19 protein-coding genes and 4 pseudogenes are annotated in these 24,673 nt (G+C 70.7%); 6 read left to right on the top strand and 17 right to left on the bottom strand.

Annotated features, from left to right (window positions below; translation table 11 throughout):
* Positions 1-97: 97 nt before the first annotated feature.
* Entirely contained in the window at positions 98-445 is a 348-nt protein-coding gene (locus tag ACIPFH_RS34520; RefSeq protein WP_401832855.1) for a transposase family protein, read from the top strand.
* A 229-nt stretch (positions 446-674) separates the two neighbouring features.
* Here ACIPFH_RS34520 and ACIPFH_RS34515 read toward each other — a convergent pair whose 3' ends face one another.
* The 3 genes from ACIPFH_RS34515 to ACIPFH_RS34505 form a co-directional block, all read right to left on the bottom strand.
* Positions 675-857: a hypothetical protein gene (locus ACIPFH_RS34515; protein WP_364261908.1), complete on the bottom strand. Its 183-nt coding sequence runs from the start codon at positions 855-857 to the stop codon at positions 675-677.
* Between the two features lie 695 nt (positions 858-1,552).
* Complete coding sequence (locus ACIPFH_RS34510; protein ID WP_401832853.1) at positions 1,553-2,611, bottom strand: type III polyketide synthase; 1,059 nt, start codon at positions 2,609-2,611, stop codon at positions 1,553-1,555.
* 827 nt (positions 2,612-3,438) lie between these two features.
* Positions 3,439-4,644, bottom strand: coding sequence for a cytochrome P450 (locus tag ACIPFH_RS34505; protein ID WP_401832850.1), 1,206 nt, complete (start codon positions 4,642-4,644; stop codon positions 3,439-3,441).
* Positions 4,645-4,682: 38 nt separating this feature from the next.
* Here ACIPFH_RS34505 and ACIPFH_RS34500 point away from each other — a divergent pair, with 38 nt between their 5' ends.
* Positions 4,683-5,468 (top strand): universal stress protein, encoded by a 786-nt coding sequence (locus ACIPFH_RS34500; protein WP_401833331.1) that lies wholly within the window; start codon positions 4,683-4,685, stop codon positions 5,466-5,468.
* Positions 5,469-5,540: 72 nt separating this feature from the next.
* Here ACIPFH_RS34500 and ACIPFH_RS34495 read toward each other — a convergent pair.
* The 4 genes and pseudogenes from ACIPFH_RS34495 to ACIPFH_RS34480 form a co-directional block, all read right to left on the bottom strand.
* Positions 5,541-5,891, bottom strand: a pseudogene (locus ACIPFH_RS34495) (universal stress protein); the annotation flags it as partial.
* A gap of 123 nt (positions 5,892-6,014) precedes the next feature.
* The gene (locus ACIPFH_RS34490; protein WP_401832848.1) at positions 6,015-8,384 is read right to left on the bottom strand and encodes a glycoside hydrolase family 65 protein; all 2,370 of its coding nucleotides are present in this window, start codon (positions 8,382-8,384) and stop codon (positions 6,015-6,017) included.
* Positions 8,381-9,142, bottom strand: a complete 762-nt coding sequence (locus ACIPFH_RS34485) for an HAD family hydrolase (RefSeq protein ID WP_401832847.1) — start codon at positions 9,140-9,142, stop codon at positions 8,381-8,383. Before ACIPFH_RS34485 ends, ACIPFH_RS34490 begins: the two co-directional genes overlap by 4 nt.
* A 31-nt stretch (positions 9,143-9,173) precedes the next feature.
* Positions 9,174-10,046, bottom strand: a pseudogene (locus tag ACIPFH_RS34480) (universal stress protein).
* Between the two features lie 343 nt (positions 10,047-10,389).
* Between ACIPFH_RS34480 and ACIPFH_RS34475 the strand changes: the two are divergent.
* Positions 10,390-11,046, top strand: coding sequence for a CBS domain-containing protein (locus tag ACIPFH_RS34475; RefSeq protein ID WP_401832844.1), 657 nt, complete (start codon positions 10,390-10,392; stop codon positions 11,044-11,046).
* A 265-nt stretch (positions 11,047-11,311) separates the two neighbouring features.
* Here the strand turns inward: ACIPFH_RS34475 and ACIPFH_RS34470 are convergent, their stop codons facing one another.
* Together ACIPFH_RS34470 and ACIPFH_RS34465 are read right to left on the bottom strand one after the other, a co-directional pair.
* On the bottom strand, positions 11,312-12,226 hold the full coding sequence (locus ACIPFH_RS34470; protein ID WP_401832842.1) for a universal stress protein: 915 nt from the start codon (positions 12,224-12,226) through the stop codon (positions 11,312-11,314).
* A 239-nt stretch (positions 12,227-12,465) separates the two neighbouring features.
* The gene (locus ACIPFH_RS34465) at positions 12,466-14,184 is read right to left on the bottom strand and encodes a GAF domain-containing protein (RefSeq protein WP_401832840.1); all 1,719 of its coding nucleotides are present in this window, start codon (positions 14,182-14,184) and stop codon (positions 12,466-12,468) included.
* 336 nt (positions 14,185-14,520) lie between these two features.
* On the opposite strand from ACIPFH_RS34465, the pseudogene ACIPFH_RS34460 reads away from it, so the two are divergent.
* Positions 14,521-15,584: pseudogene (locus ACIPFH_RS34460) on the top strand (oleate hydratase).
* Positions 15,585-15,806: 222 nt separating this feature from the next.
* A complete protein-coding gene (locus ACIPFH_RS34455; RefSeq protein ID WP_401832839.1) occupies positions 15,807-16,271 on the top strand; it encodes a pyridoxamine 5'-phosphate oxidase family protein in 465 nt (154 codons plus the stop codon).
* A gap of 225 nt (positions 16,272-16,496) precedes the next feature.
* Here ACIPFH_RS34455 and ACIPFH_RS34450 read toward each other — a convergent pair whose 3' ends face one another.
* The 3 genes from ACIPFH_RS34450 to ACIPFH_RS34440 form a co-directional block, all read right to left on the bottom strand.
* The gene (locus tag ACIPFH_RS34450) at positions 16,497-16,937 is read right to left on the bottom strand and encodes a pyridoxamine 5'-phosphate oxidase family protein (protein WP_401832836.1); all 441 of its coding nucleotides are present in this window, start codon (positions 16,935-16,937) and stop codon (positions 16,497-16,499) included.
* Between the two features lie 113 nt (positions 16,938-17,050).
* Positions 17,051-17,725 carry a pyridoxamine 5'-phosphate oxidase family protein gene (locus tag ACIPFH_RS34445; protein WP_401832835.1) on the bottom strand — a complete coding sequence of 225 codons (675 nt, stop codon included), beginning with the start codon at positions 17,723-17,725 and terminating at the stop codon, positions 17,051-17,053.
* Positions 17,726-17,744: 19 nt separating this feature from the next.
* A complete protein-coding gene (locus ACIPFH_RS34440; protein WP_401833328.1) occupies positions 17,745-18,815 on the bottom strand; it encodes a zinc-dependent alcohol dehydrogenase family protein in 1,071 nt (356 codons plus the stop codon).
* A 257-nt stretch (positions 18,816-19,072) separates the two neighbouring features.
* Between ACIPFH_RS34440 and ACIPFH_RS34435 the strand changes: the two genes are divergently transcribed.
* Positions 19,073-19,468: a hypothetical protein gene (locus ACIPFH_RS34435; RefSeq protein ID WP_401832834.1), complete on the top strand. Its 396-nt coding sequence runs from the start codon at positions 19,073-19,075 to the stop codon at positions 19,466-19,468.
* A 64-nt stretch (positions 19,469-19,532) separates the two neighbouring features.
* Here ACIPFH_RS34435 and ACIPFH_RS34430 read toward each other — a convergent pair whose 3' ends face one another.
* The 5 genes and pseudogenes from ACIPFH_RS34430 to ACIPFH_RS34410 form a co-directional block, all read right to left on the bottom strand.
* Positions 19,533-20,030 carry a flavodoxin domain-containing protein gene (locus ACIPFH_RS34430; RefSeq protein WP_401832831.1) on the bottom strand — a complete coding sequence of 166 codons (498 nt, stop codon included), beginning with the start codon at positions 20,028-20,030 and terminating at the stop codon, positions 19,533-19,535.
* Between the two features lie 16 nt (positions 20,031-20,046).
* Positions 20,047-20,784, bottom strand: coding sequence for a CBS domain-containing protein (locus ACIPFH_RS34425; RefSeq protein WP_401832828.1), 738 nt, complete (start codon positions 20,782-20,784; stop codon positions 20,047-20,049).
* Between the two features lie 13 nt (positions 20,785-20,797).
* A complete protein-coding gene (locus tag ACIPFH_RS34420) occupies positions 20,798-21,082 on the bottom strand; it encodes a hypothetical protein (RefSeq protein ID WP_401833359.1) in 285 nt (94 codons plus the stop codon).
* A gap of 153 nt (positions 21,083-21,235) precedes the next feature.
* Positions 21,236-22,116: pseudogene (locus tag ACIPFH_RS34415) on the bottom strand (type I glyceraldehyde-3-phosphate dehydrogenase).
* A gap of 31 nt (positions 22,117-22,147) precedes the next feature.
* Positions 22,148-24,529 carry a phosphoketolase gene (locus tag ACIPFH_RS34410; protein WP_401832826.1) on the bottom strand — a complete coding sequence of 794 codons (2,382 nt, stop codon included), beginning with the start codon at positions 24,527-24,529 and terminating at the stop codon, positions 22,148-22,150.
* Between the last annotated feature and the right edge of the window lie 144 nt (positions 24,530-24,673).

Here is a 24,673-nt window from a genome sequence, read left to right as displayed (position 1 = left end):
GCGTGTTTCCTGCCGTGGCGAGCAAGGCGGTCGAGGATGTGCTGTTTCCCGGGGCCGCTGTGCGAGTGAGCATGTCAGCGACTCCCCCGGCGCCCTGGTGGTCGAGGCGCTATCCACAGGTCGGCCGGGCCTTGGCCCGGACTGTCGGAAGCAGGCGAGACGCGTGCACAGCTCGTACCAACGCACCCTGAAAGAAAAGCCGTTGGGCTCGCGACCGGTCGTGGTCCGGCTCCGGGTGCGCCGGTACTTCTGCGACCGGAAGAGGCGTTCCCGGAAGAGGTTTGTCGAGCAGGTGCCGGGCCTGACCCATCGGCACGGCCGGTCAAGCACCGGGCTGACGGGATGGCCGGTGCAGGGCGGGTTGAGGTTGGTGCGGGGCGGGATGATCTCGTCGATTCGGTCCAGGATGTCGTCATCGATCCGGACGTCAGCCGCAGCGAGCTGACGTCAAGGTGCCCGGCCGTGCCAGGGCCGAGAACCACCGAGGGGACAGCCCGGTGAGAAGCCGCGCACGCGAGTGCCAGGTGGGTCAGGGGGACGCCAGAGAACGGCAGGACACGGCACATCCTGGTCGGATCCGGACGGCAACGAGTTCTGCGTTACCGCCCGCCCGGCGCCTACCGGACGGGGCCATAACACGGCCGGACTACACCGCGGCCCGCGCCGACTTGCGGTTACCGCGTTGCGGTGGCCAGTGCCGCGCGGATGGCGTCCTCGCCGACCGGCTGGCCCTTCTCGTTCGAGAACGGCCCGTACGGGGTCCCCCACACCGGCGTGCCCGTCGCCTGCCGCCAGCTGTCGGCCAGCGGTCCCGCGTCCACCACGCTGTACCCGATGGACTCGATGAATTCGGTCACCGCCGCCTTCGCCGGCGCGGAGTCCCCGGCGATCGGCAGGCAGGAGCGGTCGACCGCCCCCGCCGGGTGACAGCAGGTGCTTGAAGAAGATGTTGTTGAACGCTTTCACGAGCATGACGTCCGGGATGTACCGCAGAAGCAGCGCGCTCGAGGTGAGCGACTTGCTGTCGAGCTCGGGAATGTGCCCGTCACGCTCGGGGCCGTAGTTGCACGGGTCGATGACCGTCTTCCCGGCCAGTGGCGCGGCGGGCAAGTTGGGGAAGGCCTTGACCGGCACCGTGACCACGACGATGTCACCGGCCGCCGCGACAAAGGGCCCCTCCGCTCCCAGGCGTGGGAGCGGAGGGGCCCTTTGCTACGCGGGGTGGTCAGGTGTGCCCGGGTGTCGGGTGGGCCTTGCCGAGACTGCGGGCGTACGCTCCCGGCTCCTGGCTGTTCGGCCCCTTTTCCACGTCGAGCTCGACCCGCGTCTGCCCGGCAGGGCCTCCAGTACCGTCGCCGCCGCGACGTCCTCCGCGCGGGCGGCGACCGCGGCCGCCGGCGTCGCTGCGGCCGTGGACCGCTGCCCGGCAGCGTGGCGGGCCTGGGAGGCCAGCAGAGCCGTAGGGGTGTAGGCGTCCTTGAGTCGGTGCCGGTATCCACGATGTGCGCGTGAAAGTGACCCGCTCCTCATCGTTGAGACGCCATGCGACGCCTCAGGATTCGAACTCCGAAGTCCAGGTGCCCAGGGCGATCTCGGCGGTGATGCCGGGCCCGAAGCCGGCCATCAGGCCGCGGTGTCCCTCAAGGGCTGATGCCTCGGCGAACATGCGGGCCAAAGCGTCGAGTACCACCGCGCTGGCTATGTTTCCGTACTCGGTGAGCGTGGCGCGGCTGAAGCGGAACGCCTCGGGTGGCACGTCGAGGAAGAGGCTCAGGTCGTCCAGGATGCGCGGACCGCCCGCGTGGATGATGTAGAAGTCCATCTTGCTGGCGTTCCATTGGTGCTGTTCCGCGACGGCCTGCAGCGCCGGGGCGAGTGGCTCCATGGTCCCGGGCACGCGCTTGTCGAGCTGGAAGTGGAAACCTGTGGACCGGACCGCGTAGGAGATCCAGTCCTCGGTGCTCGGGATGATGTACGAGCCGTTGCGTTCCAGGCGGACTCCAGTGCCACCGTTGCCCCGGATCACGGCCGCGGCGAGTCCGTCGCCGAACAGGCCGTTGGACAGCAGCGATCCCACGCCCAGATCGGTGGGCTGATAACACAGCGAGCAGAACTCGCAGGCGACGACGAGCACGTTGGCGTCGGGGTACGCCGTGCAGAAGTCGTGTGCCCGGTTGATGGCTGCGCCGCCTGCTGCGCAGCCGAGTTGGGCGATCGGCATCTGGCGTGTCTCCGGCCGGAAGCTCATCTCGCCGATGAGCCATGCGGTCGGCGGGGGCATCATGAAGCCGGTGCAGGAGACGTAGATGATCATGTCGATCTGCTGCGGCTCCAGTTCCGCGTGGTCGAGCGCCCGGCGCACCACGGCCGGAACGCGGGCCTTGGTGTGCGCCTCATAGGTGGTGCTGCGGGCGTCGAAGCCCGGGTGCTGCAGCACCTTCTCGATCGGCTGGATCAGATGCCGCTTCCGCACCCCGGTGTGCTCGATCAGGCGGAGGATCAGATCGAGCTGCGGATGGTCGCCGTGCAACCGTTGCGCCAGCTCGAGGGTTTCTTCGTTGGTGATGACGTACTCGGGTACCTGGATTGCCGGCTTGCAGAGAACCGCCATGGAATGCCTCCCGCGGACGTGGTCGACATAGCCGGGCCCTGGCCTGATGCGGGCTATTCGTCTTCCGGCAGCAGCCACCCGGATCCGTCCGCGCGGAAACAGTGCGAACAGACCTGTGGTGGGCTCCGCCGCCGGATTCGATACCCCTGGCACGGGCGCGGTCGGGGCAGATGTCGAAGACTCAAGTTCTCCCCGTTCGGGCGGAGGTGATCCGCCACGGCTTGATCAGCCGTCCGACTCACGCTACGACGGGAGGATGAGCGTCGCATGTCGAGCGAGAAGCACAACGGAACGGCCCGGATCATTGCAGGTTCAGCCGTCCATCTCCTTGACCAAGGGGTCATCGGGTTGCTGGCCCTGGGCCTCCCCGGACGCCACCGCTGGCGCCAGGTACTTCCTGATCGTCTTGCGATCCAGTCCCCAGGGACGCGGCCCGGCTCGCTCTGCGAGCGGCTCGCCTACCGGTGGACATGGATCTCGGTGATGTCGACCACGACGGAAGTTCTCCTCATCCGGGCAGACCGTCGGCCTGCCGACCCGGGCCGAGGGGCAGGGCACCGCGAGCTCCGCGATGACCAGGTCCCTCGATCCCGAACTCCGCCGTACCCATCACCGATCAGGAGAAGTGGGGAGGGGGACCTACGTGACCCCTTGAACCACCCTTGATCGCCGACAGGCGGGCGATTCACACCCGGAGGCGAGCACCACGCCCCGCCCCGCCGCTGGGCCCGGCGGGGCGGGGCGCAGTGCTGCGGGTGGCCGCCATCCAAAGGCCTACGAGGGGACCTCGGACACATGGACTCGGCGCGTTGCCGGGGGCGCCGCGGTCACCAGACGACGGGCAGCGCCAGCGGATAGCGCCAGATCGACGTCCTGTTCCAGCGCACTTCTTCGGCCGGCTTCGCGAGCTGAAGGTCGGGGAAGCGCTCCAGAAGGGTTCCGAGTGCGACTTGCAGTTCTGTGGTGGCCAGCGGAGCGCCGAGACAGTGATGCCCACCCCAGCCGAAGGTCATGTGAGACGGGCCGGTGCGCTCCAGATCCAGCTCATCAGGACGGTCGAACTTCCGGCCGTCACGGTTGGCCGTCAGATAGGAGACGTGCACGATGTCCCCCGCGTGGATCGTCACTCCGCTCAGTTCCACGTCTTCCGTGGCCACGCGGGGGATGCCGACGCCTTTGCGGAAGGGGATGAAGCGCAGCAGTTCCTCGATGGCCTGCGGGAGCATTCCAGGATCGGAGCGCAGCATGGCGAGCTCTTTGGGACGGGTGAGCAGGGCGTAGGCGATGTTCCCGATCTGGTAGGTGGTGGTGTCCTGGCCGGTGATGAGCAGGACCATGGCCATAACTGCCAGTTCCTGGTCGTTGAGAATCTCGTCTCCGTCACGAGCCGCGGCCAGAGTGCTGATCAGGTCCTCGCCGGGGTTCTCACGCCGGTGTGCCGTCAACCTCTCGAAGTAGGCACGCAAATAGGCCTTGGCCTGTACGGCGTTGTCCCGGTTGTCGATGCCGGTGTCCATCATGGTCCGGGCGTGGGAGCGCAGTTGGGCCCGATCGGCCTCGGGGATGTCGAGGACCTCGCAGATGGTGGCCAGGGGCAGGGGGTCCGCCAGGTGCTCGGTGAGGTCTGCGGGAGAACCGTGCTCCTCCATCCGGTCCAGCAGCTCGTCCACGACATGCTGGGTGCGGACCCGCATGCGTTCCATGTGGCGGGGCGCGAAGCCTTTGGAGATCAGGCTGCGCAGGCGGCTGCTGCCCGGTGGGTCCATCACGTTGATCGCCTCGTCCTGAACGATGGGTTCAGGGGTCATGCGCGGAAAATTCAGGCCGATGACGGCGCTTCGGCTGAAACGCCGGTCGGTGGTCACCGTCCGCACATCGTCGTAGCCTGTGACGAGCCAGGCTTCGCCGTCGCCGTGGGGCAGCCGGATGCGCGAGACGGGCTCTTCGGTCATCAAGTGCTTGAGCACAGGGTCGAACTCGAGCGCCTCGGCATAGTCGAACGGACAGTTTCTCGGGACGGCGACTGGTTCCATGCGAGGCTCCCTACGGGGGTCTGGTGAGTAGCTCGAAGATGCCCGGGGGCCGGACAGGACATGGGTGCCCGATCGCCTGCAAAGGCACTCACCCATCCGGCCAATCGGCCGAACCTGGTGCGCCGGCCTCCGTCTCTTCGGATCCCGCGACGCGCCGCTCCCGGACAACCAGAGGTTTTCCTCGGCATCGTCGCGGCCCGGCACCGCCACCCGGCGGGCGGCTGCCGGATCCGCGCGTCGGCCCGTATGTCGCGGCGGCGCCCGAGCGGTGCGACGGTATTCACAGGGGGTCTGCCGGAAACCGTACGAAGGGCGGTGGCCCCGATGGAACTCCCGCTGGTCGTGGGCGTCGACGGATCGGAATCGAGTCTGCCGGCGGTCGACCGGGCGTCGGCGGCTCGGCCGACGGCACGGGCTCCGTCCGGTTCGCCGCCCGCGAGGCCGAGGCTCGCGGCTGCGCCCTGACCGCCGTACGGGCCTGGCGCAACCCGGCTCACCAGCCGGGCTCCCTGGTGACGGAGTCCGGCGCGGTGGGTCCACGGCTCGCGGCGGATGCCGCCGACGCGCTCGGAGAGGGAGCCACGGCCGCCCTCGACGACGCACTGCGCGGAGCCGCCCATGAGCATCCCGGGCTCGATGTCGGCCGCAAGGCAGTCGAGGGTCCCGCCCATCACGTCCTTCTGGAGGCTTCGGCCGATGCCGACCTGATCGTCGTCGGCGCGCTGCGCCGACAGGGGCACTTCGGTCTGCAACTCGGCAGGGTCGCCCACGCCCTGCTGCACCACTCCGCGTGCCCCGTCGCAGTCGTCCCCCGCCCGGTGTGAGGTCCGCCCGGGTTCCCGGTTCACCACCCGGAACGCATGCGGCCGGGCGCTTCGCCTCCTGGAACCGGAACCCACGAGGAATCCGGTGAAGCCGCTCAGTCCGCGTGAGCCCAGCACCATCAGGTCGGCCTGGTCCGCCGCCTTCAGGAGGGCGGCCGTGGCCGGGCCTTCCATCTGCTCGTCAGTGAGGGGGACGTCGGGGCACTCGGCGCGGACGCGTTCCTCGGCCCGCTGCAGCGAACGTCGGGCCAGATGCCGCTGGGCGGCTCCCGCGATCTCGCGCTCCTGCTGACGGGGGTGCCAGTCCCAGGCGTGTACCAGGTGCAGCGGTCGGTCCCGCCGCTCGGCCTCGCGGGCCGCCCATGCGGCGGCTGCCAGGCTCTCGACGGATCCGTCGACTGCTGCGACAACGGGCGAATGCATGTCGGCAGCTCCAGCGCTCGGTCTGTCGTCCGGTACCAGCGTCACGCTGCGGTCCGTGCTGGGGCAGAGGCGGCCCGGTCCCCTCCGCGGGGGCCGTCCGGCCCCTCTCCGTGACGCCTGCCGTCAGTCGGGAAGGAAAAGGTGACACGTCTCGCCCGGTTGCACGCTGACCACCCGGTCCGGCAGCCGGATGTCGATCGGTGAGCGGTCCGACGGCGGCACCGTCACTTCCAGCCCGCCGCGTTTCAGCCGCAGCCGGACACCCCAGTGCCCCTGGTAGCGGAGGGAGAACCCGTAGGTCGACAGCTCCGGCAGCGGCACCGGGTCGAGCCACAGCGCCCCCTCGCGGGTCTCCAGTCCGGTCAGTCCGCGCTGGACGAGGTCGAGGGTGCCGGCCATGGCGCCCAGGTGGATGCCCTCGCCCGTGGTGCCGCCCTGGAGGTCGGCGATGTCGCCGCGCAGGGCCTCCTGGCAGTACGTCCACGCCTCGGCTCGCCGCGCGCGGGCCAGGACCCAGCCGTGCACCAGACCGCTGAGAGTGGAGCCGTGGCTGGTGCGCTGGAGATAGTGGTCGACCGTCCGGTGCCAGGCGTTCTCGTCCAACGGGTAGCCCAACCGCTGGAAGAGGCCGCGGAGTTCGGTCGGCGAGAACAGAAAGCCGAGCATCAGGACGTCGGCCTGTTTGGACGCCTTGTAGCGGTTGGCGGTGTCGCCCTCCGCCTCCAGGATCCGGTCCAGGCGCCGGATGTCGCCGTACCGCGAGCGGTACTCCTCCCAGTCGAGTTCGGCGAGGTCGCCGTAGCCGTCGAACTGGCTGACGACGCCGTCGTGGAAGGGCACGTGGAGCGTGCGCGAGACGTCCTCCCACTGTTCGAGCTCACCGTCGTCCAGGCCGGTGCGCTCGGTGAGTTCGCGTCGCCGGGGTTCGGGCAGGGTCCGCAGTACGTCCAGGGTGCGTGCGAGCACCCAGGCGGCGGTGACGTTGGTGTAGGCGTTGTCGTCGAGGCCTGGCCGGCGCGCTTCGGGATAGGCGTCGTGGTACTCGTCGGGACCCATCACGCCCCTGATGCGGTGTCGGCCCAGCCGCTCGTCCCAGGTGGCCGAGTCCGCCCAGAAGCGGGCGATCTGGAGCATCATCTCGGCGCCCTTGGTGTGCAGGAACTCGGCGTCGCCGCTGGCCTCGCAGTACCGCCACACGTTGTACGCCACTGCCGAGCCGACGTGCCGCTGGAGCCGCGAGTGGTCCGGCAACCAGCGTCCCGACCGCGGGTTGAGATGCAGCTGCTGCGTCTCCTCGCGTCCGTCGCTGCCGCTCTGCCAGGGGTACAGCGCACCGCGCCGGCCGATCGCACGGGCCGCGGCGCAGGCGCGGTCGAGGCGGCGGTGCCGGTAGCGGAGCAGCGCGCGCGAGACCTCTGGGAAGTGCAGGTCGAGGTACGGCAGCACGAACAGCTCGTCCCAGAAGACATGGCCGCGGTACCCCTCGCCGTGCAGTCCTCGGGCCGGTACGCCGGCGTCCAGCTCCGCCGTGTGCGGGGAGAGGGTCTGCAGGACGTGGAACAGGTGCAGCCGCAGGATGTCGCCGGCCTCCCCGGGGACGTCCAGTTCGGCTCGGCGCCACAGCTGGTCCCAGGCCGTCAGATGGTCTTCGAGCAGCTGGTCGAAGGGGGGTGCCGCGCCGACGCGGTCGATCGCGGCGTCCAGTGGGTCGCTGATCGCGGGATCGCGGGAAGTGTGCAGGGCGACGGTCTTGTCGACGGTGACGGCGCGGCCGGGACGCAGACACAGAGTCACCCGCTGGCCGACACGCGGGTCCTCATGCCAGTCGGTGACCGGCGCGTCGGCGGTCAGTCGGGCCGCCATGCCGATGCGGACGTCGGAGGTGCGGGTCCGGCAGCGCAGCCACACCTTGTCCGGCTCGACGGAGCCCGTGTGCACCCTGGTCAGGTGGCTGCCGTTCAGATCCCGGTAGCGCGCGACCCCGGAGTTGGTGACGCCGGCGTCCAGCGCCGCCTCCACTTCGAGGTCGTCGGCGAACCCCTCGGCCGTGAACTCGGAGCGCAGGGCAGCCAGATGGGGGTCGGCCATGTGCACGAGACGCTGCTGCCGCATCGCCAGCACCCTCCCGTCGCCGAGCCCGTATCGTGTCCGGCGCTCCAGTAACCCCGTGTCCAGGTGCAGTACCTGCCCGTGGTCGAGCACCTCGGCCGTGTCGGGGGTGAGCCACTGCCGACCCGCGAGGCGGAACCGGAGTGGCAGCCAGTTGGGGAAGTTGACCATGTCCTCGTTCTCCACCCGGCGCCCCGCGACGTCCGTGGAGAGCCGGTCGTAGCAGCCGGCCACGTAGGTGCCCGGGTAGTGCACGCCGTCCGCAGTGCACTCCGGCAGCGCCCCGCGGGTGGCGAAGCAGCCGTTGCCCAGCGTGCACAACGACTCCCGCAGGCTCTCTTGCGCCGGGTCATATCCCTGGTACTCCCACGTCCAGCCCGTCACCGCCGTGCTCCCTCGTCGAGCAGCTCTCCGAGGTCGTGGACGACGATGTCGGCGCCGTGCCGAAGAACCCTGTCCGGCCTGCCCGGATCGACGGTGCGGTCCACGCCGACGAGGAGCGCGAAGCCACCGCTGCGGGCCGCTTCGACGCCCGCCAGGCCATCCTCGGCGACGGCCGCGCGGGCGGGCCCGACACCGAGCCGGCGTGCCGCTTCGAGGAAGAGGTCGGGCTGCGGTTTCCCGGCGAGCGCCAGGCGGGCCGCCTCGCCACCGTCGACCAGAACCTCGAAGAGGTCCAGCACGCCCGCCCCGGTGAGCAGTTCGCGGGCGGGTCTCGACGCGGAGGCCGCGGCGACGGGCACCCCCGCCGCGCGCAGCGCGCGTACCAGCCGCACGGTCCCCGGACAGGCCTCGACGCCCTGCTCGCGGATCCGCTCGGTGAACAGTGGCTCCTTGTCCGCCGCCACAACACGCACGGTCTCGGACCCCGGATCGGGGCCGCGCGAGGTCAGAAAGGCGGCGGCGCCGTCCAGCCGGGATCTGCCGTCCACGTACCGCGGGCAGTCGTCGCCGTAGTCGAAGGGGCGCCGCCGAGTGGGATCCTCGGGCGGGTCCTCGGTCAGGAAGGTGTCGAAGGCGGTCTTCCATGCGGCAGCGTGCACCTTCGCCGAGCCGGTGATCACCCCGTCGGTGTCGCACACGGCCGCTTCGATGCCCCGCGGTTCCGGCGCGAGCACGTCATGGGTCCGAGCAGCGATCATGATTCCCCCTCTGTGCGGGCACGTACAACGTTCACACCGTCTGCGGCACGACCGCCACCGGGGAGTCCGCGTGATGGAGCAGGGTGTGACTCACCCTGCCGAGCTGGAGCCCGAGGTGACCGTGCCTGCGCCGGGCCCCGACGATCACCAGGTCGGCGGCTGCCGAGCGCCGCACCAGGACGCTGTGTGCCGGTCCCTCGGCCGTGACTCGGCGCACCCGGACGCCGGACCGGCCACCGCGTCCCGCAGCAGCGCTTCGAGGAGGGCCGAAGCCCGCTCCTCGTGCCGCGGCGCCGTGTTCCCCGCGAGCGCGGGATCATCGGCGCTCTCGTGAACGGGGCAACGCCAGGCACGTACGACGTCCAGGATGCAGCCGCGCGCCTCGGCCTCACGGAAGGGCGAAGCGCACGGCCTCGGCTCCGGTCACAGGCTCGCCCGCGCCCAGCAGGATCCGCTGGTGGGAACCGGCCGGGCCCGCACTGTCGCCCCGGACCACGATCACCGGGCAGTGCGCGCGGGCCGCCACGGCAAGGCCTACCGAGCCGAGGAGCATGCCCTTCAGCTCACCGCGGCCGCGCGATCCCGTGACCAGGACGAAAGCATCGTCGCCCGCGCGCAGGAGAGCGTCCGCCGCGTCGTCGGGGACGACGCCGGTGGTGATCTTCACATCCGGCTGCCGCTGTCCGGCGCGCTCGGCCGCGGCGGCGACGAGGTTCTCCGCGAGTACCCGCCCTGTTGGGCGGCTCAGGCTGTTGGACGGAACGGCTCGCTCGTACCGCTCCCAGCGCGAGGCGTGCACCGGGCGCAGCGGAAGGCCGTGTCGGGCGGCCTCGTCCACCGCCCAGTCGACCGCCGTCAGGCTCGCATCGGATCCGTCGACGCCCGCGACCAGGGCACGTGTCATCGTCCCCACCGCCTTCCATACCGCACAGGGGTCCACTTCCCCGTCGCACCGGCCGGCGGGCCGCACGAGGGGCTGATGGGCCCTTGGCGGGGACGATCGGCCCATGTGGCCCGCGCGGCCACAGCCGGAAGCTGAGGTCGGGGCCCCTGAACGGGTTGGCCACCACTGCCGCCCACGAAAGCGAGGCTCGGCCATGAAGCCCACGAGGACAGGCGCTCTCATGGTCGGCGATGTCGTCACCGCGCGGTGCGCACGCCGTTCAAAGACCAAGAGTTCCGGAGGCGCGCGACCTCGGCCCCGCCGAGCTCACCCGTCCTCACCTCATCATTTCGAGGAGGAGATCATGCAGACCAGCCCGCACGTCGTGAGCGACGTGATGACTCGCGCCGTCGTCGCCGTCGGCCGCGACGCGCTGTTCAAGGACATCGTCCGGCTCATGGAGGGGTGGAAGGTCAGCGCGCTGCCCGTGCTCGAGGGTGACGGCCGGGTGGTCGGGGTCGTCTCGGAGGCCGACCTGCTGCCCAAGGAGGAGTTCCGGGACCGCGTTCCGGACCGGTTCACCCAGCGGCAGCGCTTGTCCGACCTGGCGAAGGCGGGCGCGCTGACCGCCGAGGAGGTGATGAGCAGCCCGGCGGTCACCGTGCACGGCAACACCACGCTGGCCGAGGCGGCACGCATCATGGCCAGGCGCAACGTCAAACGGCTGCCCGTCATCGACGACGAAGGAAGGCTCGAGGGCGTCGTCAGCCGCTCGGATCTGCTCAAAGTCTTCCTGCGGGACGACGAGGACCTCACCGAAGAGGTACGTCAGGAGGTCGTCGACCGCCTGTTCCCGCTGCCCGCCGACCACATCCGGGTCGAGGTGTCCGAGGGGGTCGTGACCCTGACGGGGTGGGTGGACGGCCCAGAGCTGATACCGGTGGCCGAACGTCTGGCACGGGCCGTCGAGGGAATCGTCGACGTCCACTGCCACCTCGCCGGTGCGAGCGGCGCCCAGTAACGCGCGGTGGAGATCCACTCGGTCCCGACGCACACGCCACTCGGGGTCAACCGCCCTCTTATCGAGCCTTCTTGAGCCTGGCAGCGGTGTGCGCGGCCGGCGATCCACCGGCCGCGCACACCTGATGCGGCCCGACGCCCCCTGCCTCAGCCGCGCCGCACCTGGATGGTCCTGGTCCCCGCCTTCTCCGTCGGGACCGGGACCGTGATGGTCGGCACCCCGTCCTTGTGCTCCGCGGTCGACTCCTCACCCCGCGGCGCCCGCGTCAGTCGTGGGGCACCACCGCTACGGGTGCCCCGGCGTGCTGGAGCACGGCGTGCGCCACCGGGCCGATGCGGCCTCCGACCCACGCGTGGCGCTTCTTCCGCCCGACGACGACCAGTGACGCGTCCCGTGAGGCGTGCACCAGATGACGGCCCGCGCTGCCGATGACGGCCTGCGCGCGCACCTCCACCCCGGGGAACTTTTCCTGCCACGGCCGCAGAACGTCGCTCAGTCCGTGCCGTGTCCCCTCCGCCAGTTCGGCGCTGAGTCCCGAGTCGAGAACCGCGCCGTAGCCGTAGACGGTCGCCGGATTCCAGCCGTGGACGACCCGTAGGCCGGTCGCGCGACGGCGGGCGGTCTCGAAGGCGAACTCGACGACGGCGTCCCCCGGTTCCTCCAGGTCCAGCCCGAGGACCACGTCACGGTACGGAGTGGTGCCCGACGGGGCGCCCGTGGCGTCCGGACGATGCTCGTCCTCCGCGTGCTCACCGGCTCGTACGAGAACGACGGGCCGCTCGGTGCGCGCCACGACCGCGAGGGCGACGGAGCCGACCAGGAAACCGGTCACCGTGCCCAGGCCCCGGGAGCCGAGGACCAGCAGTTCGGTGGCCTCCGGGGCTGACAGCAGGGCCGGGACGGCCTCCGCTTCGGCCTGCCGGGTGCTGATCCGCAGGCCGGGGTGGCGTTCCGTGAGCCGGGATTCCGCCTCGTGCAGCAGGTGAGCGGACCACTCGCGCTGCGCTTCCATCGCGCCCGGCGCCGGGACCCCCATGTAGGGGATGTACAGAGAACCCAGCGGGTCTCCGGCATGCAGGAGACACAGAGGTGTCTCTCGTTGCGTTGCTTCGCGAGCGGCCCAGTCTACGGCGGCCAGGCTTTCGGGCGAGCCGTCGAGACCGACGATGATGGCGGGCATGTGCGGACCTCCTTCAGGGATGCACCGTCAGTCTCCGAGCCACGCGCCTGCCGCAGGAGGGGCCGGAGGTCCCGGCCCCGAGCCGATCGGCCCCCGGGCGCGGGTACGGCGGCGCGGCACGCCGGGCCGGGGATCAGGTCGTCGGCCCGGCGAAGCGCTGTCCGTCGGCGTATCAGGGGTGCACCGGCATACGGGTGTCGCTGCGCTCCCTCAGGCGCAGGTGCCGTGCGTGTCAGCGCTTACGGCTTCTGCGCCGGCACCCGCCACACCAGCGTGGTGCCGCCGCCCTCGGGCTTCTCCAGTTCGAGTCGACCGCCCAGCTGCTCGGCGCGCTCCGCCATGTTGCGCAGCCCGCTGCGGCGGCCTTCGGCGGGGATGCCGACACCGTTGTCCGTGACCGACAGCCGCACCTCGCGTCCGTCCGTCGCCAGGAGCACGTCGGCGCGGTCCGCATGGGCGTGCCGGGCGATGTTGGTGAGGGCCTCGGAGAGCACCGCCACCACGTGATCGGCGATCTCCTTCGGCACGTCGGTGTCCAGCAAGCCTTCCATCCGGACGCTGGGGGCGAAGCCGATGACCGGCGCCGCCTGCCCGACCACCCGTACGGCCCGTGCCCGCAGTCCGGCCTCTTCTGCGCCGTCGCGGGTCCGCAGACCGAAGATGGTCGATCTGATGATCTTGATGGTTTCGTCCAGGTCGTCGACCGCGCGCACCACGCGCTCCGCGGCCTCCTCGTGCTCGATGAAACGGCCGGCGCTCTGGAGCGTCATGCCGGTGGCGAAGAGCCGCTGGATCGCCAGGTCGTGCAGGTCACGTGCGATCCGGTCACGGTCCTTGAGCACCGCGACCTCCTCGGCGTCCTGGCGCCGTTCCGCCAGCTCCATCGCGAGGGCGGCCTGTCCGGCGAAGGTGTTCAGGGGCTCGGTCTCCATCGCCGAGAACACCGGCCGGCCTGCCTTTCGCGCCAGCAGGACCACGCCTCGTGGACCCGCGTCGCCCGTGCCGATGGGCACGGCGACGGCGGGGCCGAGTCCGTCGAACCTCGGAGGCTCCAGGGAGATCCGATCGTCTCGGCCGACATCGGCGCTGGACACCGGGACGGCGCCGGAGAAGGCAAGCCCCATCAGACTGCTGTGCATGGGCAGGACAAGGCCCCGGTGTGCATCGGCGTCCATGCCGACGGCGATCTCCACGGCGAGCAACCCGGAGTCCCCCAGGGGCAGCGCGACCGCAGCGAGGGCGGATCCGGTGATCTCAGCGGCCCGCTCGGCGATCAGAGCGAGGACCTCCGTGCGTTCAGCGCCGGACATCAGGCTGTGGGTGATCTCCGCGTTCGCCCGCAGCCACCGTTCCCGTAGCCGGGACTCCTCATACAGGCGCGCGTTGTCGATGGCGACGCCTGCCGCCACGGCCAGCGTGAGGGTGACCGAGACGTCCTCCTCGTCGAATTGGGCGCCGCCCCGCTTCTCGGTCAGGTACAGGTTGCCGAAGACCTGGTCGCGCACCCGGATGGGGACGCCGAGGAAGGTGTTCATCGGAGGGTGGTGGGCCGGGAAGCCGTACGAGGCCGGGTGCTCGGAGATCTTCGCCAGGCGCAGCGGCTCGGGGTGACGGATCAGCTCCCCCAGGATCCCGTGGCCCTCCGGGTACGGTCCGATACTGGCGATCTGCTCCTCGCTGACTCCGACCGTGTGGAAGGCCGAAAGCCCCCTGCCGTCCGGGCCGATCACGCCGAGCGCCGCGTACTCGGCGTCGACGAGCACCGCGGCCGCTTCCACGATGCGGTGCAGGGCCTGCTCCAGATCCAGCTCCCGGCCGACCGACAGCACCGCCTCCAGCAGGCTGTGTACCCGGTCACGCGTGCCACGGGCCGCGTCCAGGCGCGCCTGTAGCTCCTCCAACAGCTCGTCCAGCCGCAGCTGAGGCAGCCGCACGCGAGCCTCCTCAGGGCTTCCCACCGGTACTCCTCCAGGTCCCCTCGACGTACGGACACCCACCGGCCCGGTCATGGGTCACGCTAGTGGTCGGCCGGGGCGTGCGGTAGTACACCGAGCCGTGTGCCCAGGACTCCGCTTCAGGGCTGCATTTCTCGGTGAGCGGGCCTGCCCCTGGCCCCTCGCCGTCGCACGTCTCCTCCCACGGCGGACCGTTCAGGGCGCAGCCATGACGTGGCGGCGAGCCTGCCTGGGCCGACCGGCCCAGTGGAGGGGACCGACGGCACCTGCCCCTTCCGGTCACGGTGGTCGGACGCTGGTGAGGCATCCAGCCAGCATCCGACCGAGGGGACCGGTGTCATGGCCCGTTACCTGTACGGCTTCGCAGAAGGCGGCCGTGACCTGGCCGGCCTGCTCGGCGGCAAGGGCGCGAACCTGGCCGAGATGACCCGGCTGGGCCTGCCCGTCCCACCCGGTTTCACCGTGACCACCGAGGCCTGCCGGGCCTTCCTGACCACCGGCTCCGAGCCGGACGGGCTGGCCCGCGAGATCTCCGAACACCTCGGCGCCCTGGAGCAGGCCGCGCAACGGCAGCTCGGTCGGCCCGACGACCCCCTGCTGGTGTCCGTCCGCTCCGGGGCCCGCTTCTCCATGCCCGGCTCGATGACCGATGCCTCCAGCATCGGCTCACACACCACCGCGCCGCCGCCGGCGCCCCAGCGTTCGGACGCCTGGCTGCTGTGGCACCGGCTGGCCCGTGGCCGCGACAACTTCGGCGACCCGGGTGTCTTCGACAAGCGCGTCAAGGAGTCACGCTGGGAGTCGTTCACGGTCACTGCCAAGGACCCCGCCTTCCTGACGGCTCTCGAGGAGTTCAGCGGCCGGCCGACCGGCAAGGGCGGCCTGATGACCTTCACCGACTCCGACTGGCTGCTCACCATCGTCGCCAACCGCCAGCCCGTCTACCGCGACCAGCCCGAGGACGCCGGGGTCTGGTGGGGCTACGGCCTGTTTCCGGCCGCGCCGGCAACACCACGCCCAAGCCGATGACCATGTGCACGGGCCGCGAGATCCTCGAGGAGGTCCTGAACCGGCTCCCGTTCGACGAGCGGACGGCGGCCCGGATCCTGGCGACCTCCACCGTCGTGCCCTGCGTGATGCCGTACATCACCAGCCAGTTCCTGGCGCGCCACCGCGGCGATCGGCCCCAGGTGGTGCCGGAAGGGTCTGTCAACCTCGCCCTCATCGGACAGTTCGCCGAAGTGCCCGACGATGTCGTCTTCACCGTCGAGTACTCCGTACGCACCGCCTGGACGGCGGTGGCGCGGCTCCTGAAGCTCGACAGGCAGCCACCGGCCGTCTACAAGGGCCACCACGATCCCCACGTGCTGGCCACCGCTCTGGAGACCATGCACCGCCGGTAGGTCACCGGCGGCGTAGAGCCGTCCGGCCTGCGGCGGGGGACCATCGGCACCTGTGGGAACCGAGTGACCCGAAGGACAGTGGATGCCGGAGCGACACCGATCCCCCGCGGTGTCGCTCCGTGGCACATGGCCGCTCGGCATCCGTGCGGTCGCGGGAGCAGGAGCACGCGGGGCCCCGGCGGACGGAGAGGCATGAGCGAGCCAACGATACGGAGACCAGCGATGACGGGCGATGACGAGCAGTCGAAGGCCACCGGAACACACGGGAGTGTCGAGTTGGACGCCGTCGAGGCGCTGCGGCTCCTGGGCAGCGTGGCTCTGGGGCGGATCGTCTTCACCCGGCACGCGCTGCCGGCCATCCGCCCGGTCAACCACGCCCTGGTCGACGGCGACATCGTCATCCGCACCCACGGTGACGCCACGCTGGCCCGGTACACCCGGCAGAACGAGGCCGAGGGGGCCGTCGTCGCCTACGAGGCCGACGACATCGACCCCGACACCCACCTCGGATGGAGCGTGGTCGTCACGGGCTACGCGCGGCTGGTCACCGACCCACGGGAGCTGGCCCGCTACCGGGCCTTGTTGCGTCCGTGGGTGTCACAGAAGCTGGATCACGCCGTCCGCATCAGCCCCGATCTGATCACCGGGATTCGCCTGACAGCGGACGGTCCGTCCCCGATGACCTGATCCCGTCAGTCGTGCGGGACCTGCGATCACAGTCTCCTTCAGTGACCGTTCGACGGAAGCGGCGCTCGACGAACGCGTCGGCCTCCTCGGACGATGTTCCTCGTGCGCCATCACCGCGGGCATGAGCCGGGAGAACCCGAAGAAACGCCGAACGGCCCTTGCCGCAAGGGCCGTTCGGTCCGCAAGGGACAGGGTGACGAGGTCCTGAAAACATCGTGCCGGGGTTCAGGAGGAGAACGGCACGCCGTACAGGGAGCTTCCGCCGACGAGTTCGCGTCCGGTGACCAGCTCCGGATCGATTCGCACGAAGACCTCCCGCGGCGCCGGCGCCCAGGAACGCGGCCCGGTCCGCAGCAGCCGTAGACGCTCGGCCGGGTCGGTCACGACGGTGGCCGCTCCCATGGCCACGACGCTCCAGCCGGAGTGGGCGGCGGCGTCGACCTCATCGGCCTCGAACGCGACCAATGCTCCGTCGACCGCGCTCACCAGTTCCGAGGAGGCCGACGTCCGCACCAGTACCGCGCCGTCATGGTCCAGACAGAAATTGACCGGCAGAACGGCGGGCAACGCCTGCCTCGTGTACACGATGCGTCCCACAGGCACCGTGGCCAGCAGGCGCAGGCACTCCTGTCGGTCGAGTTCGCGGAATCCGTCGTTGGCGTCCATCTGCCTTCTCGTCTCTCACCTGGCAACCCGGTAGTGACACTGACCATCGTCATGGGGACCGATAGTCCCCGGCCAGGGACCATCGGTCCCCGGATTCCTGAGAAAGGCCCTGGTCAGACCGCGATGCGGCGTCCCGTGACGCCATACGGCCCGATGCGTACCCAGACGTCGCGCCGGCCTGCGGCCCAGGGCGCGCCGCGTGCCTGTTTCGCCAGCCGACGTTCCTCACGGACATCCGTCACCAGGCGCGCGTTGCCGCGCACCACCACGCTCCAGCCCTGGCTGAACACGTCGTCGATGCGGTCGACTTCGAAGGCGACCGGGCAGTCGGCCGCGAGCGCCGGCGTCGCGCCGCGCGCGGTCCGGAAGACGATGGTGTCGTCGACGACGCTGTAGTTCACCGGGATGATCTCCGGCCCGAGAGCCGTGGACACGGCGAGCCTTCCCACACCGTGCGTCGACAGCAGCTCGGCACACTCGGCCCTGCTCAGCTCGGTGAACTCCGGACCGTGCCCGGCCTGTTGACGACCGGGCGGCAGATCGGCGTCGCCCCCGGTGAGCGCCGCGACCGTGGTCTCCAGTACCGCTGCCAGGGCGAGCAGTGCACCCCTGCCGGGCGAGGCTTCGGAGTGCTGCTCCAGGTAGGCCACATAGGTGGGGGCCATGGCCGCTCGAGCGGCCGTCTCCTCTCGCGTCAGCCCGAGTCGGATACGGCGAGCGGCGAGTCGGCGGCCCAGGTCACCCGAGGGCGCGCCCTCCGTCACGTTCGCCCGCGTCAGTTCGGTCATGACCCGTCACATCCTCTCGTCACGCCGCCCGGACGGCGACCTCCTCGTGGGACTGCACGCCGAGGACCACCTTGAGGGCCCCGGTGTCGGCGGCCCGGGCGAAGACGTCGTACGCCTCCTCCATGCGCTCCAGCGGGAAGGTGTGGGTGACCAGCTGTGCGGTGGGCAGTCGGCCGGCCGCGGCCATGCGCAGCAGGGTGGGCGTGGAGTGGGTGTCCACGAGTCCGGTGGTGATGGTCACGTTCTTGATCCACAGGTCTTCGAGGTGCAAGGTCGCGGGCTTGCCGTGCACACCTACGTTGGCCACGTGCCCGCCCGGCCGCACCGTACGGGTGCACAGTTCGAAGCTCTCCGGCACGCCGACCGCCTCGATGACGACGTCCGCGCCGAGCCCGTCGGTCAGATCGGCGATCAGCTGCTCGGGGTCCTCGCGGGCGTCGGCCACGGCATCGGCTCCGAGCCGCTTGGCGGCCTCCAGCCGGGGCGCGGCCAGATCGACGGCGATGATCCGCTCAGGCGCGAACAGGCGCGCCGTGGCGATCGCCGCGAGGCCGATGGGACCGGCGCCGACGACGGCGACAGTGTCGCCCGGGCGCACCTGCCCGTTGAGGACGCCCACCTCGTAGGAGGTCGGGAAGATGTCCGCCAGCAGCACGGCGTCCTTGCTCTCCACCGAGCTGGGCAGGGCATGCACGGACAGGTCGGCGTAGGGGACGCGGACGTACTCGGCCTGGGTGCCGTCGATCAGGTGCCCGAGAATCCAGCCCCCTCCGCCCCGGCACTGCCCGTAGCTGCTCTCCCGGCAGTAGCGGCAGCGGCCGCAGGCACTGATGCAGGAGACCAGCACGCGGTCGCCCGGGCGTACGGTCCGTACGTCGCTTCCGACCTCGACGATCTCGCCGACCGCCTCGTGGCCCAGGACCGTGCCCGGACGCACCTCGGGCACGTCGCCCTTGAGGATGTGCAGGTCCGTGCCGCAGATGGTGCCGGCACCGACCCGCACGACGGCGTCGGTGGGTTCCTTGATGGCCGGGTCCGGGACCTCCTCCCAGGCGGACTCCCCGGGACCGTGGAAGACGAAGCCTTTCATGACGCTCATCCCCATCCGCTTGTCCGATTTCCGAGATTGCCCCACGCGTCCACCTTGTCCGGCATCGGTCTGATCCGCTTGGGCCGTCCGGCCCTCATCGCCGGTCCGGCCGGTCCTCACCGTGTCCGCGCGGTGGAAGGGGCCCTGTCGGCCCCGGCCCCACCCGGCCTGGGACCGAACGGCCCTTCAGGGGACCCCGTCGGCCCTGTTCGTCTGTCTTTACGGCTGCCAACCACACGAGGTCCACGCCGTACCGGGTGCATCGCACCGCCGAGGGCGCGACCGTCGTGACCGTGCAGAGTGAGATCGACCTCCTGGCGGTGCCCGCGCCGGCGGCGCGCCTGGACGAGCTGACCGCCGGTCCGCGCCCCGATCTGGTGCCCCATCTGCGAGAACGTGCGTCCTGGGAGGACCACGAGGTGCAGCTCCTCGCCGACGTGCTGCGGCCGTGGCGCGCGAAGTTTCCGCGCGTTCCGGTGTACGAAGACGTCGCTCTCTTCACTCCGGCCCAGGCGCTTGTACACCATGCCGGGAGCGCGTCCTTGGTCGTGGTGGGAAGGAACGCCGGAACCGGGTGGGGCGAGGTCGTGCGGGCCCTCGTGCGCAGGGCTGCGTGCCCCGTTGCCGTGGTGCCGGACCGGACGACGCCATGAGTCCGGCCCCGATGCCCGGTGGGTATCGGGGCCGATGGGTGTGGGCCGAACAGTCCCTCTCCTCCTAGGCTTGCGTCAGTGCGTCGGCGATGCGTTTGGCCCATGCCTCGATCGCGCCGAAGTCCCGGAAGTCACCGCCCTTGCCGGAACGGAGGATCATCCCGGCCACCCGCCCTCTGGCGCCTTCCTCCAGGCACCCTCCGAACGTGATGTGGTCCTGGACGTCCAGTCGGTCCATGGCCCGCTGCACGCCCCGCACGGGCGGGATGTCCCGCTCGGAGGCCGAGGCGTCGAGCGGGCCGCTGCTGAAGAACCACACCGGGCGTTCCGCGAGGAGGACGCGGTTGCGGCGGACGAACCGCCGCGCGTCCTTGTGCCAGCGCCCCGCGTAGAGCCCGCCGCCGACCACTACGGCGTCGTAGCGCGCCGCGCTCGTCACCGACCGGGCCGGCAGCGAGTCGACGGTCAGCCCGTCCTTGCGCAGGATGGCGGCGACGGCCTCGGCGATCTCCGCCGTGGATCCGTTCGTCGTTCCGTAAGTGACCAACACGGTGTCGGCCATGATCGTCCGCCTCCTCTCACAGTCGGCGCAGCCAGTCGTCGGCCACGCCGTGCATCGCCTGCGTCTGTTCCGCGGTGCGCAGGCGAGCGTCGTCCAGCCGGTAGGTGAGCTCGCCGACCACGTCGACCACGCCGTCGATCCGGCGGGTCATGGCCACGGCGATCTCCGTCTCGCTCTTGCGTTCCATGTGTCCGGTGAGCGTCACCACGCCCTCCGTCACGGCGACCTCGACGCTTCGCGCGGGCAGCCACAGGGCGTGCACCAGGACTTCTCGGATCACCTCGGCACGGATCTCCTCGTCGGGCCGCAGGAAGACCTGGAGGAGGTCGCGGCGGGTGACGATGCCGACGAGCCGGTCCTCCTCGTCGAGGACGGGGAGCCGTTCCACGTGCCGCTGGGCCATGGCGCGGGCCGCCTGGACGATGGTGTCGTCGGCGTGCACGGTGACGGCCGGCCGCGTCATCAGCTCACCGGCGGTGCGTGCCCCGCCCTTCGCGGCCTGACGCCTGGCGCCGGGTGTCAGTTCGGCGAGCCGTGCACGATGCTTGGTCCCGTACGGGTCGGGGGCGGTCGCCTGGTGCATCATCAGGTCCGTTTCGGACAGGACACCGACGACCTCGTCGTCCTCGTCGACCACCGGCAGTCCGCTGATCCGGTGGTTCGCGAGCAGCAGGGCCACCTCCTTGAACGGGGTGCCGTACTCGGCGCGGACGACGTCCGTGGTCATCACGGAGCCGACCTTGTCGTGCCTCATGGCCGTTTCCTCCTCAGCGCAGTCGGCGCGGGTAGGGGTCCTGGGGGTGGCGAGGCAGCAGGCGTATCCGTGCGTCGAGCACGGTGGCGCCGTCCGGTGTCGCCAGGACCCAGGCGGGCCGCAAGGCGGCCGCCTCGCACACCGCGGCCGCCGCCACCCGGCGGTTCTCCGGCGGCATCTCCTCGTAGAACCCCTGGAGCTGTTCGTGGTCGCCCGGAAGCGCCGGCCGTATGCGGACCGTGGTGCCGTCCGCGAGCAGGGCGTGCACCGCGGGCCGGTCGAGCAGGTCGTCCGTCATCGCAGGTCTCCTCCGTGGCTTTCCGTATCTCGATCGTCCGGCGGAGCGGAGGCGGCGCCCATGGGCTGTGCGGGTCCCCCCCGGGGCCGGTCGGCCCTGCTGTTGCCGCCGACCGGCCCCGCTCCCGCCGTGGCGGCGAGCGGCCTGGGCGCGTCAGTCGTCCGCCATGAGGGCCGTGAGGTCCAGGAGGCGGTTGGTGTAGCCCCACTCGTTGTCGTACCACCCGAAGACCTTGGCCAGGGTTCCGTTGGCCTGGGTCAGCGCCGGGTCGAAGACGCAGGACGAAGGGTCGCCGATGACGTCGCGGGAGACGATCGGTGCCTTCGTGACGCGCAGTATCCCGTTCAGCGGGCCGTCCGCGGCCGCCTCGAACGCGGCGTTGATCTCGTCCGCGCCCGCCTCCCGGGCGAGCACCACGGCGAGGTCGGTGAGCGAGCCGTCATCCACGGGGACCCGGACCGCGATCCCCGGCCAACTCCGGCACCACCAGGCCCACGGCACGGGCGGCGCCGGTACTGGTGGGGATGATGCTCAGGGCTGCCGAACGGGCCCGGCGCAGGTCCTTGTGCGGACTGTCCAGCAGCGACTGGTCGTTGGTGTAGCCGTGGATGGTGGTCATCACTCCGCGTTCGACGCCGAAGGCGTCGTCGAGCACCTTCACCATCGTTGCCACGCAGTTGGTGGTGCAGGAGGCTGCGGAGACGATCCGGTCGCAGTCGCGGTCGTACGGTGGACTCGATCACGATGCCGGCGCCGTAGTCGGACCAGTGCAGTGCGGCCGGGTCACGTTCTGCGGTGACGGCGATGCGCCGTCCGTCGACCGTGATGGAACTGTCGTCGTGCTCGACGTCGCGTCCGATGCGCCCGAAGGTCGAGTCGTACTCCAGCAGGTGGGCCGGGGTGGCGGTTGAGGTGATGTCGTTGATGACGACCACCTCGACGTCCTGGGTGCCCTCCTCGGCTCGGTCGAGGGCTGCGCGCAGGTAGGTGCGGCCGATGCGGCCGAAGCCGTTGATGCCCACTCGTACGGTCATGGCGGTGAGTTCCTTTCGCGGTGAGGGGCGGTCAGGCGTCCCAGGTCCAGTCGGCGACCTCGGGCAGGTCGGTGCCGTGCTCGCGGATCCAGGCCTGGTGGCGGGTGCGGGCGTCGGCCATCTGCTGGCGTACGGGGGCGGCGCGCACGGCGAGGCCGGGGACGCGGTCGATGACGTCCATGACGAGGCGGTAGCGGTCGAGGTCGTTGCGGACGACCATGTCGAAGGGCGTGGTAGTGGTGCCGGACTCCTTGTAGCCGCGAACGTGCAGGTTCTTGTGGCCTGTGCGGCGGTAGGCAAGGCGGTGGATCAGCCACGGATAGCCGTGGTAGGCGAAGATCACCGGCTTGTCCGTGGTGAACAGGCCGTCGTACTCGAAGTCGCTCATGCCGTGCGGGTGTTCCTCGCGCGGCAGCAGCCGGGTCATGTCGACCACGTTGACCACGCGGACGGCCAGGTCGGGGAGGTGCCGGCGCAGGAGCTGGGCGGCGGCCAGCACCTCCTGGGTGGGCACGTCGCCGGCGCAGGCCAGGACGACGTCGGGCTCGCCGCCGTTCTCCGTCCCCGCCCACTCCCAGATGCCGGCGCCGCGGGCGCAGTGGGCACGGGCCTGGTCCATGCTCAGCCAGTCGAAACAGGGCTGTTTGCCCGCCACGACGACGTTGACGTAGTCGCGGCTGCGCAGGGCGTGGTCGGCCACAGACAGCAGGGTGTTGGCGTCCGGCGGCAGATAGACCCGTACGACCTCCGGGCTCTTGTTGAGGACGTGATCGACGAAGCCGGGGTCCTGGTGGGAGAACCCGTTGTGGTCCTGACGCCACACGTGCGAGGTGAGCAGGTAGTTGAGAGAGGCGATGGGGGCGCGCCAGGGCAGGTCCCGTGAGGTCCGCAGCCACTTGATGTGCTGGTTGACCATGGAGTCGACGATGTGCACGAACGCCTCGTAGCAGGAGAACAGACCGTGACGGCCGGTCAGCAGATACCCCTCCAGCCAACCCTGGCAGGTGTGTTCGGACAGGATCTCCATCACCCGGCCGTGATGCTCGAGGTGCTCGTCGACCGGCAGGTGTTCGGCCTGCCACGCCTTTCCGCTGACGTCGAAGACGGCCTGGAGCCGGTTGGACGCGGTCTCGTCCGGCCCGACGAGGCGGAAGTCCCGGCGTCCGCCCGTGTCCTTCATGACCTGGGCCAGGAGATCACCGAGGACGCGGGTCGGCTCGTGCAGGGTCGTGCCCGGCTTGTCGACGGGTACGGCGAAGTCGTCGAGCGGGGCGACGGGCAGGTCCCGGACGAGAAGGCCACCGTTGGCGTGCGGAGTGGCGCCGAGCCGCTGGGCGCCGGCGGGGACGCAGGCGAGGACGTCGGCGACGGGCCGCCCGTCGGCGCCGAAGAGCTCCCCGGGCTTGTACGAGCGCAGCCAGGTCTCCAACTGACGGAGGTGATCGGGGTTCTCGCGGACGCCGGCCAGGGGCACCTGGTGGGCGCGCCAGGTGCCCTCGACGGGTTCGCCGTCCACCTCGGCGGGACCGGTCCAGCCCTTCGGCGTGCGCAGCACGATCATGGGCCAGTGCACGCGCTCGGTGACGCCGTCCTCGCGGGCGGTCTGCTGCATCACGGCGATTCGGTCCAGGGCGTCGTCCATCGCCGCTGCCATGGCCCGGTGTACGTGGGCCGGGTCGTCGCCGGTCACATGGATCGGATCGTGGCCGTATCCCCGCAGCAGCTCGTCGAGTTCGGCCTCCGGGATACGGGAGAGCACAGTGGGGTTGGCGATCTTGTAACCGTTGAGGTGCAGTATCGGCAGGACCGCTCCGTCGTGCGCGGGGTCGAGGAACTTGTTGGAGTGCCAGGCGGCGGCCAGCGGACCCGTCTCCGCCTCGCCGTCGCCGATCACGCAGGCGACCAGCAGGTCCGGGTTGTCGAAGGCGGCGCCGTACGCGTGCGCCAGCGAGTAGCCGAGCTCACCGCCCTCGTGGATCGAACCGGGCGTCTCCGGTGCCACGTGACTGGGCACACCGCCCGGGAACGAGAACTGTCGGAACAGCCGGGCCATGCCCTCCCCGTCGCGCGGTACGTCCGGGTAGGTCTCGCTGTAGCTGCCCTCCAGCCAGGAGTTGGCCAGGATCGACGGACCCCCGTGGCCGGGCCCCCACACGCACAGCGCGTCGAGACCCCGCGCCTTGATCACCCGGTTGAGGTGCGTGTACACGAGGTTGAGGCCGGGCGAGGTGCCCCAGTGGCCGAGTAGCCGCGGCTTGATGTGCTCGGGCTTCAGCGGCTCGGTGAGCAGCGCGTTGGACATCAGATAGATCTGTCCGGCGGCCAGGTAGTTGGCGGCCCGCCAGTGCGCGTCCAGGGTGCGCAGCTCTTCGTCCGTCAGTACGGTGGCGTCCTGGTGTTCGACCTTGATCATGGTGGGGCTCCGAAAGTCGTCGGCGTAGAGCTCATCGGGCGGTGGAGGCGGCATGGCCGGCAAGAAGGCGGCGAGGCTGCCGCGCAGGGAACGGGTCTGCAGACCTACGTCCCCGACCACACGGCGCACATCTGAGCAGCCGGC

The sequence above is a fragment of the Streptomyces sp. NPDC088157 genome (genome assembly GCF_044741545.1).
Taxonomy (GTDB): domain Bacteria; phylum Actinomycetota; class Actinomycetes; order Streptomycetales; family Streptomycetaceae; genus Streptomyces.
This window is presented reverse-complemented; position numbering and strand designations above follow the sequence as displayed.

Coding starts and splice junctions, on each gene's coding strand:
- ACIPFH_RS34420 (WP_401833359.1), bottom strand. CDS start 21,082: ATGACGGACGACCTGCTCGACCGGCCCGCGGTGCACGCCCTGCTCGCG.
- ACIPFH_RS34510 (WP_401832853.1), bottom strand. CDS start 2,611: ATGGCGGTTCTCTGCAAGCCGGCAATCCAGGTACCCGAGTACGTCATC.
- ACIPFH_RS34505 (WP_401832850.1), bottom strand. CDS start 4,644: ATGGAACCAGTCGCCGTCCCGAGAAACTGTCCGTTCGACTATGCCGAG.
- ACIPFH_RS34425 (WP_401832828.1), bottom strand. CDS start 20,784: ATGAGGCACGACAAGGTCGGCTCCGTGATGACCACGGACGTCGTCCGC.
- ACIPFH_RS34430 (WP_401832831.1), bottom strand. CDS start 20,030: ATGGCCGACACCGTGTTGGTCACTTACGGAACGACGAACGGATCCACG.
- ACIPFH_RS34410 (WP_401832826.1), bottom strand. CDS start 24,529: ATGATCAAGGTCGAACACCAGGACGCCACCGTACTGACGGACGAAGAG.
- ACIPFH_RS34440 (WP_401833328.1), bottom strand. CDS start 18,815: ATGAAAGGCTTCGTCTTCCACGGTCCCGGGGAGTCCGCCTGGGAGGAG.
- ACIPFH_RS34450 (WP_401832836.1), bottom strand. CDS start 16,937: ATGGACGCCAACGACGGATTCCGCGAACTCGACCGACAGGAGTGCCTG.
- ACIPFH_RS34475 (WP_401832844.1), top strand. CDS start 10,390: ATGCAGACCAGCCCGCACGTCGTGAGCGACGTGATGACTCGCGCCGTC.
- ACIPFH_RS34485 (WP_401832847.1), bottom strand. CDS start 9,142: ATGATCGCTGCTCGGACCCATGACGTGCTCGCGCCGGAACCGCGGGGC.
- ACIPFH_RS34445 (WP_401832835.1), bottom strand. CDS start 17,725: ATGACCGAACTGACGCGGGCGAACGTGACGGAGGGCGCGCCCTCGGGT.
- ACIPFH_RS34470 (WP_401832842.1), bottom strand. CDS start 12,226: ATGCCCGCCATCATCGTCGGTCTCGACGGCTCGCCCGAAAGCCTGGCC.
- ACIPFH_RS34500 (WP_401833331.1), top strand. CDS start 4,683: ATGCCCGGGGGCCGGACAGGACATGGGTGCCCGATCGCCTGCAAAGGC.
- ACIPFH_RS34455 (WP_401832839.1), top strand. CDS start 15,807: ATGACGGGCGATGACGAGCAGTCGAAGGCCACCGGAACACACGGGAGT.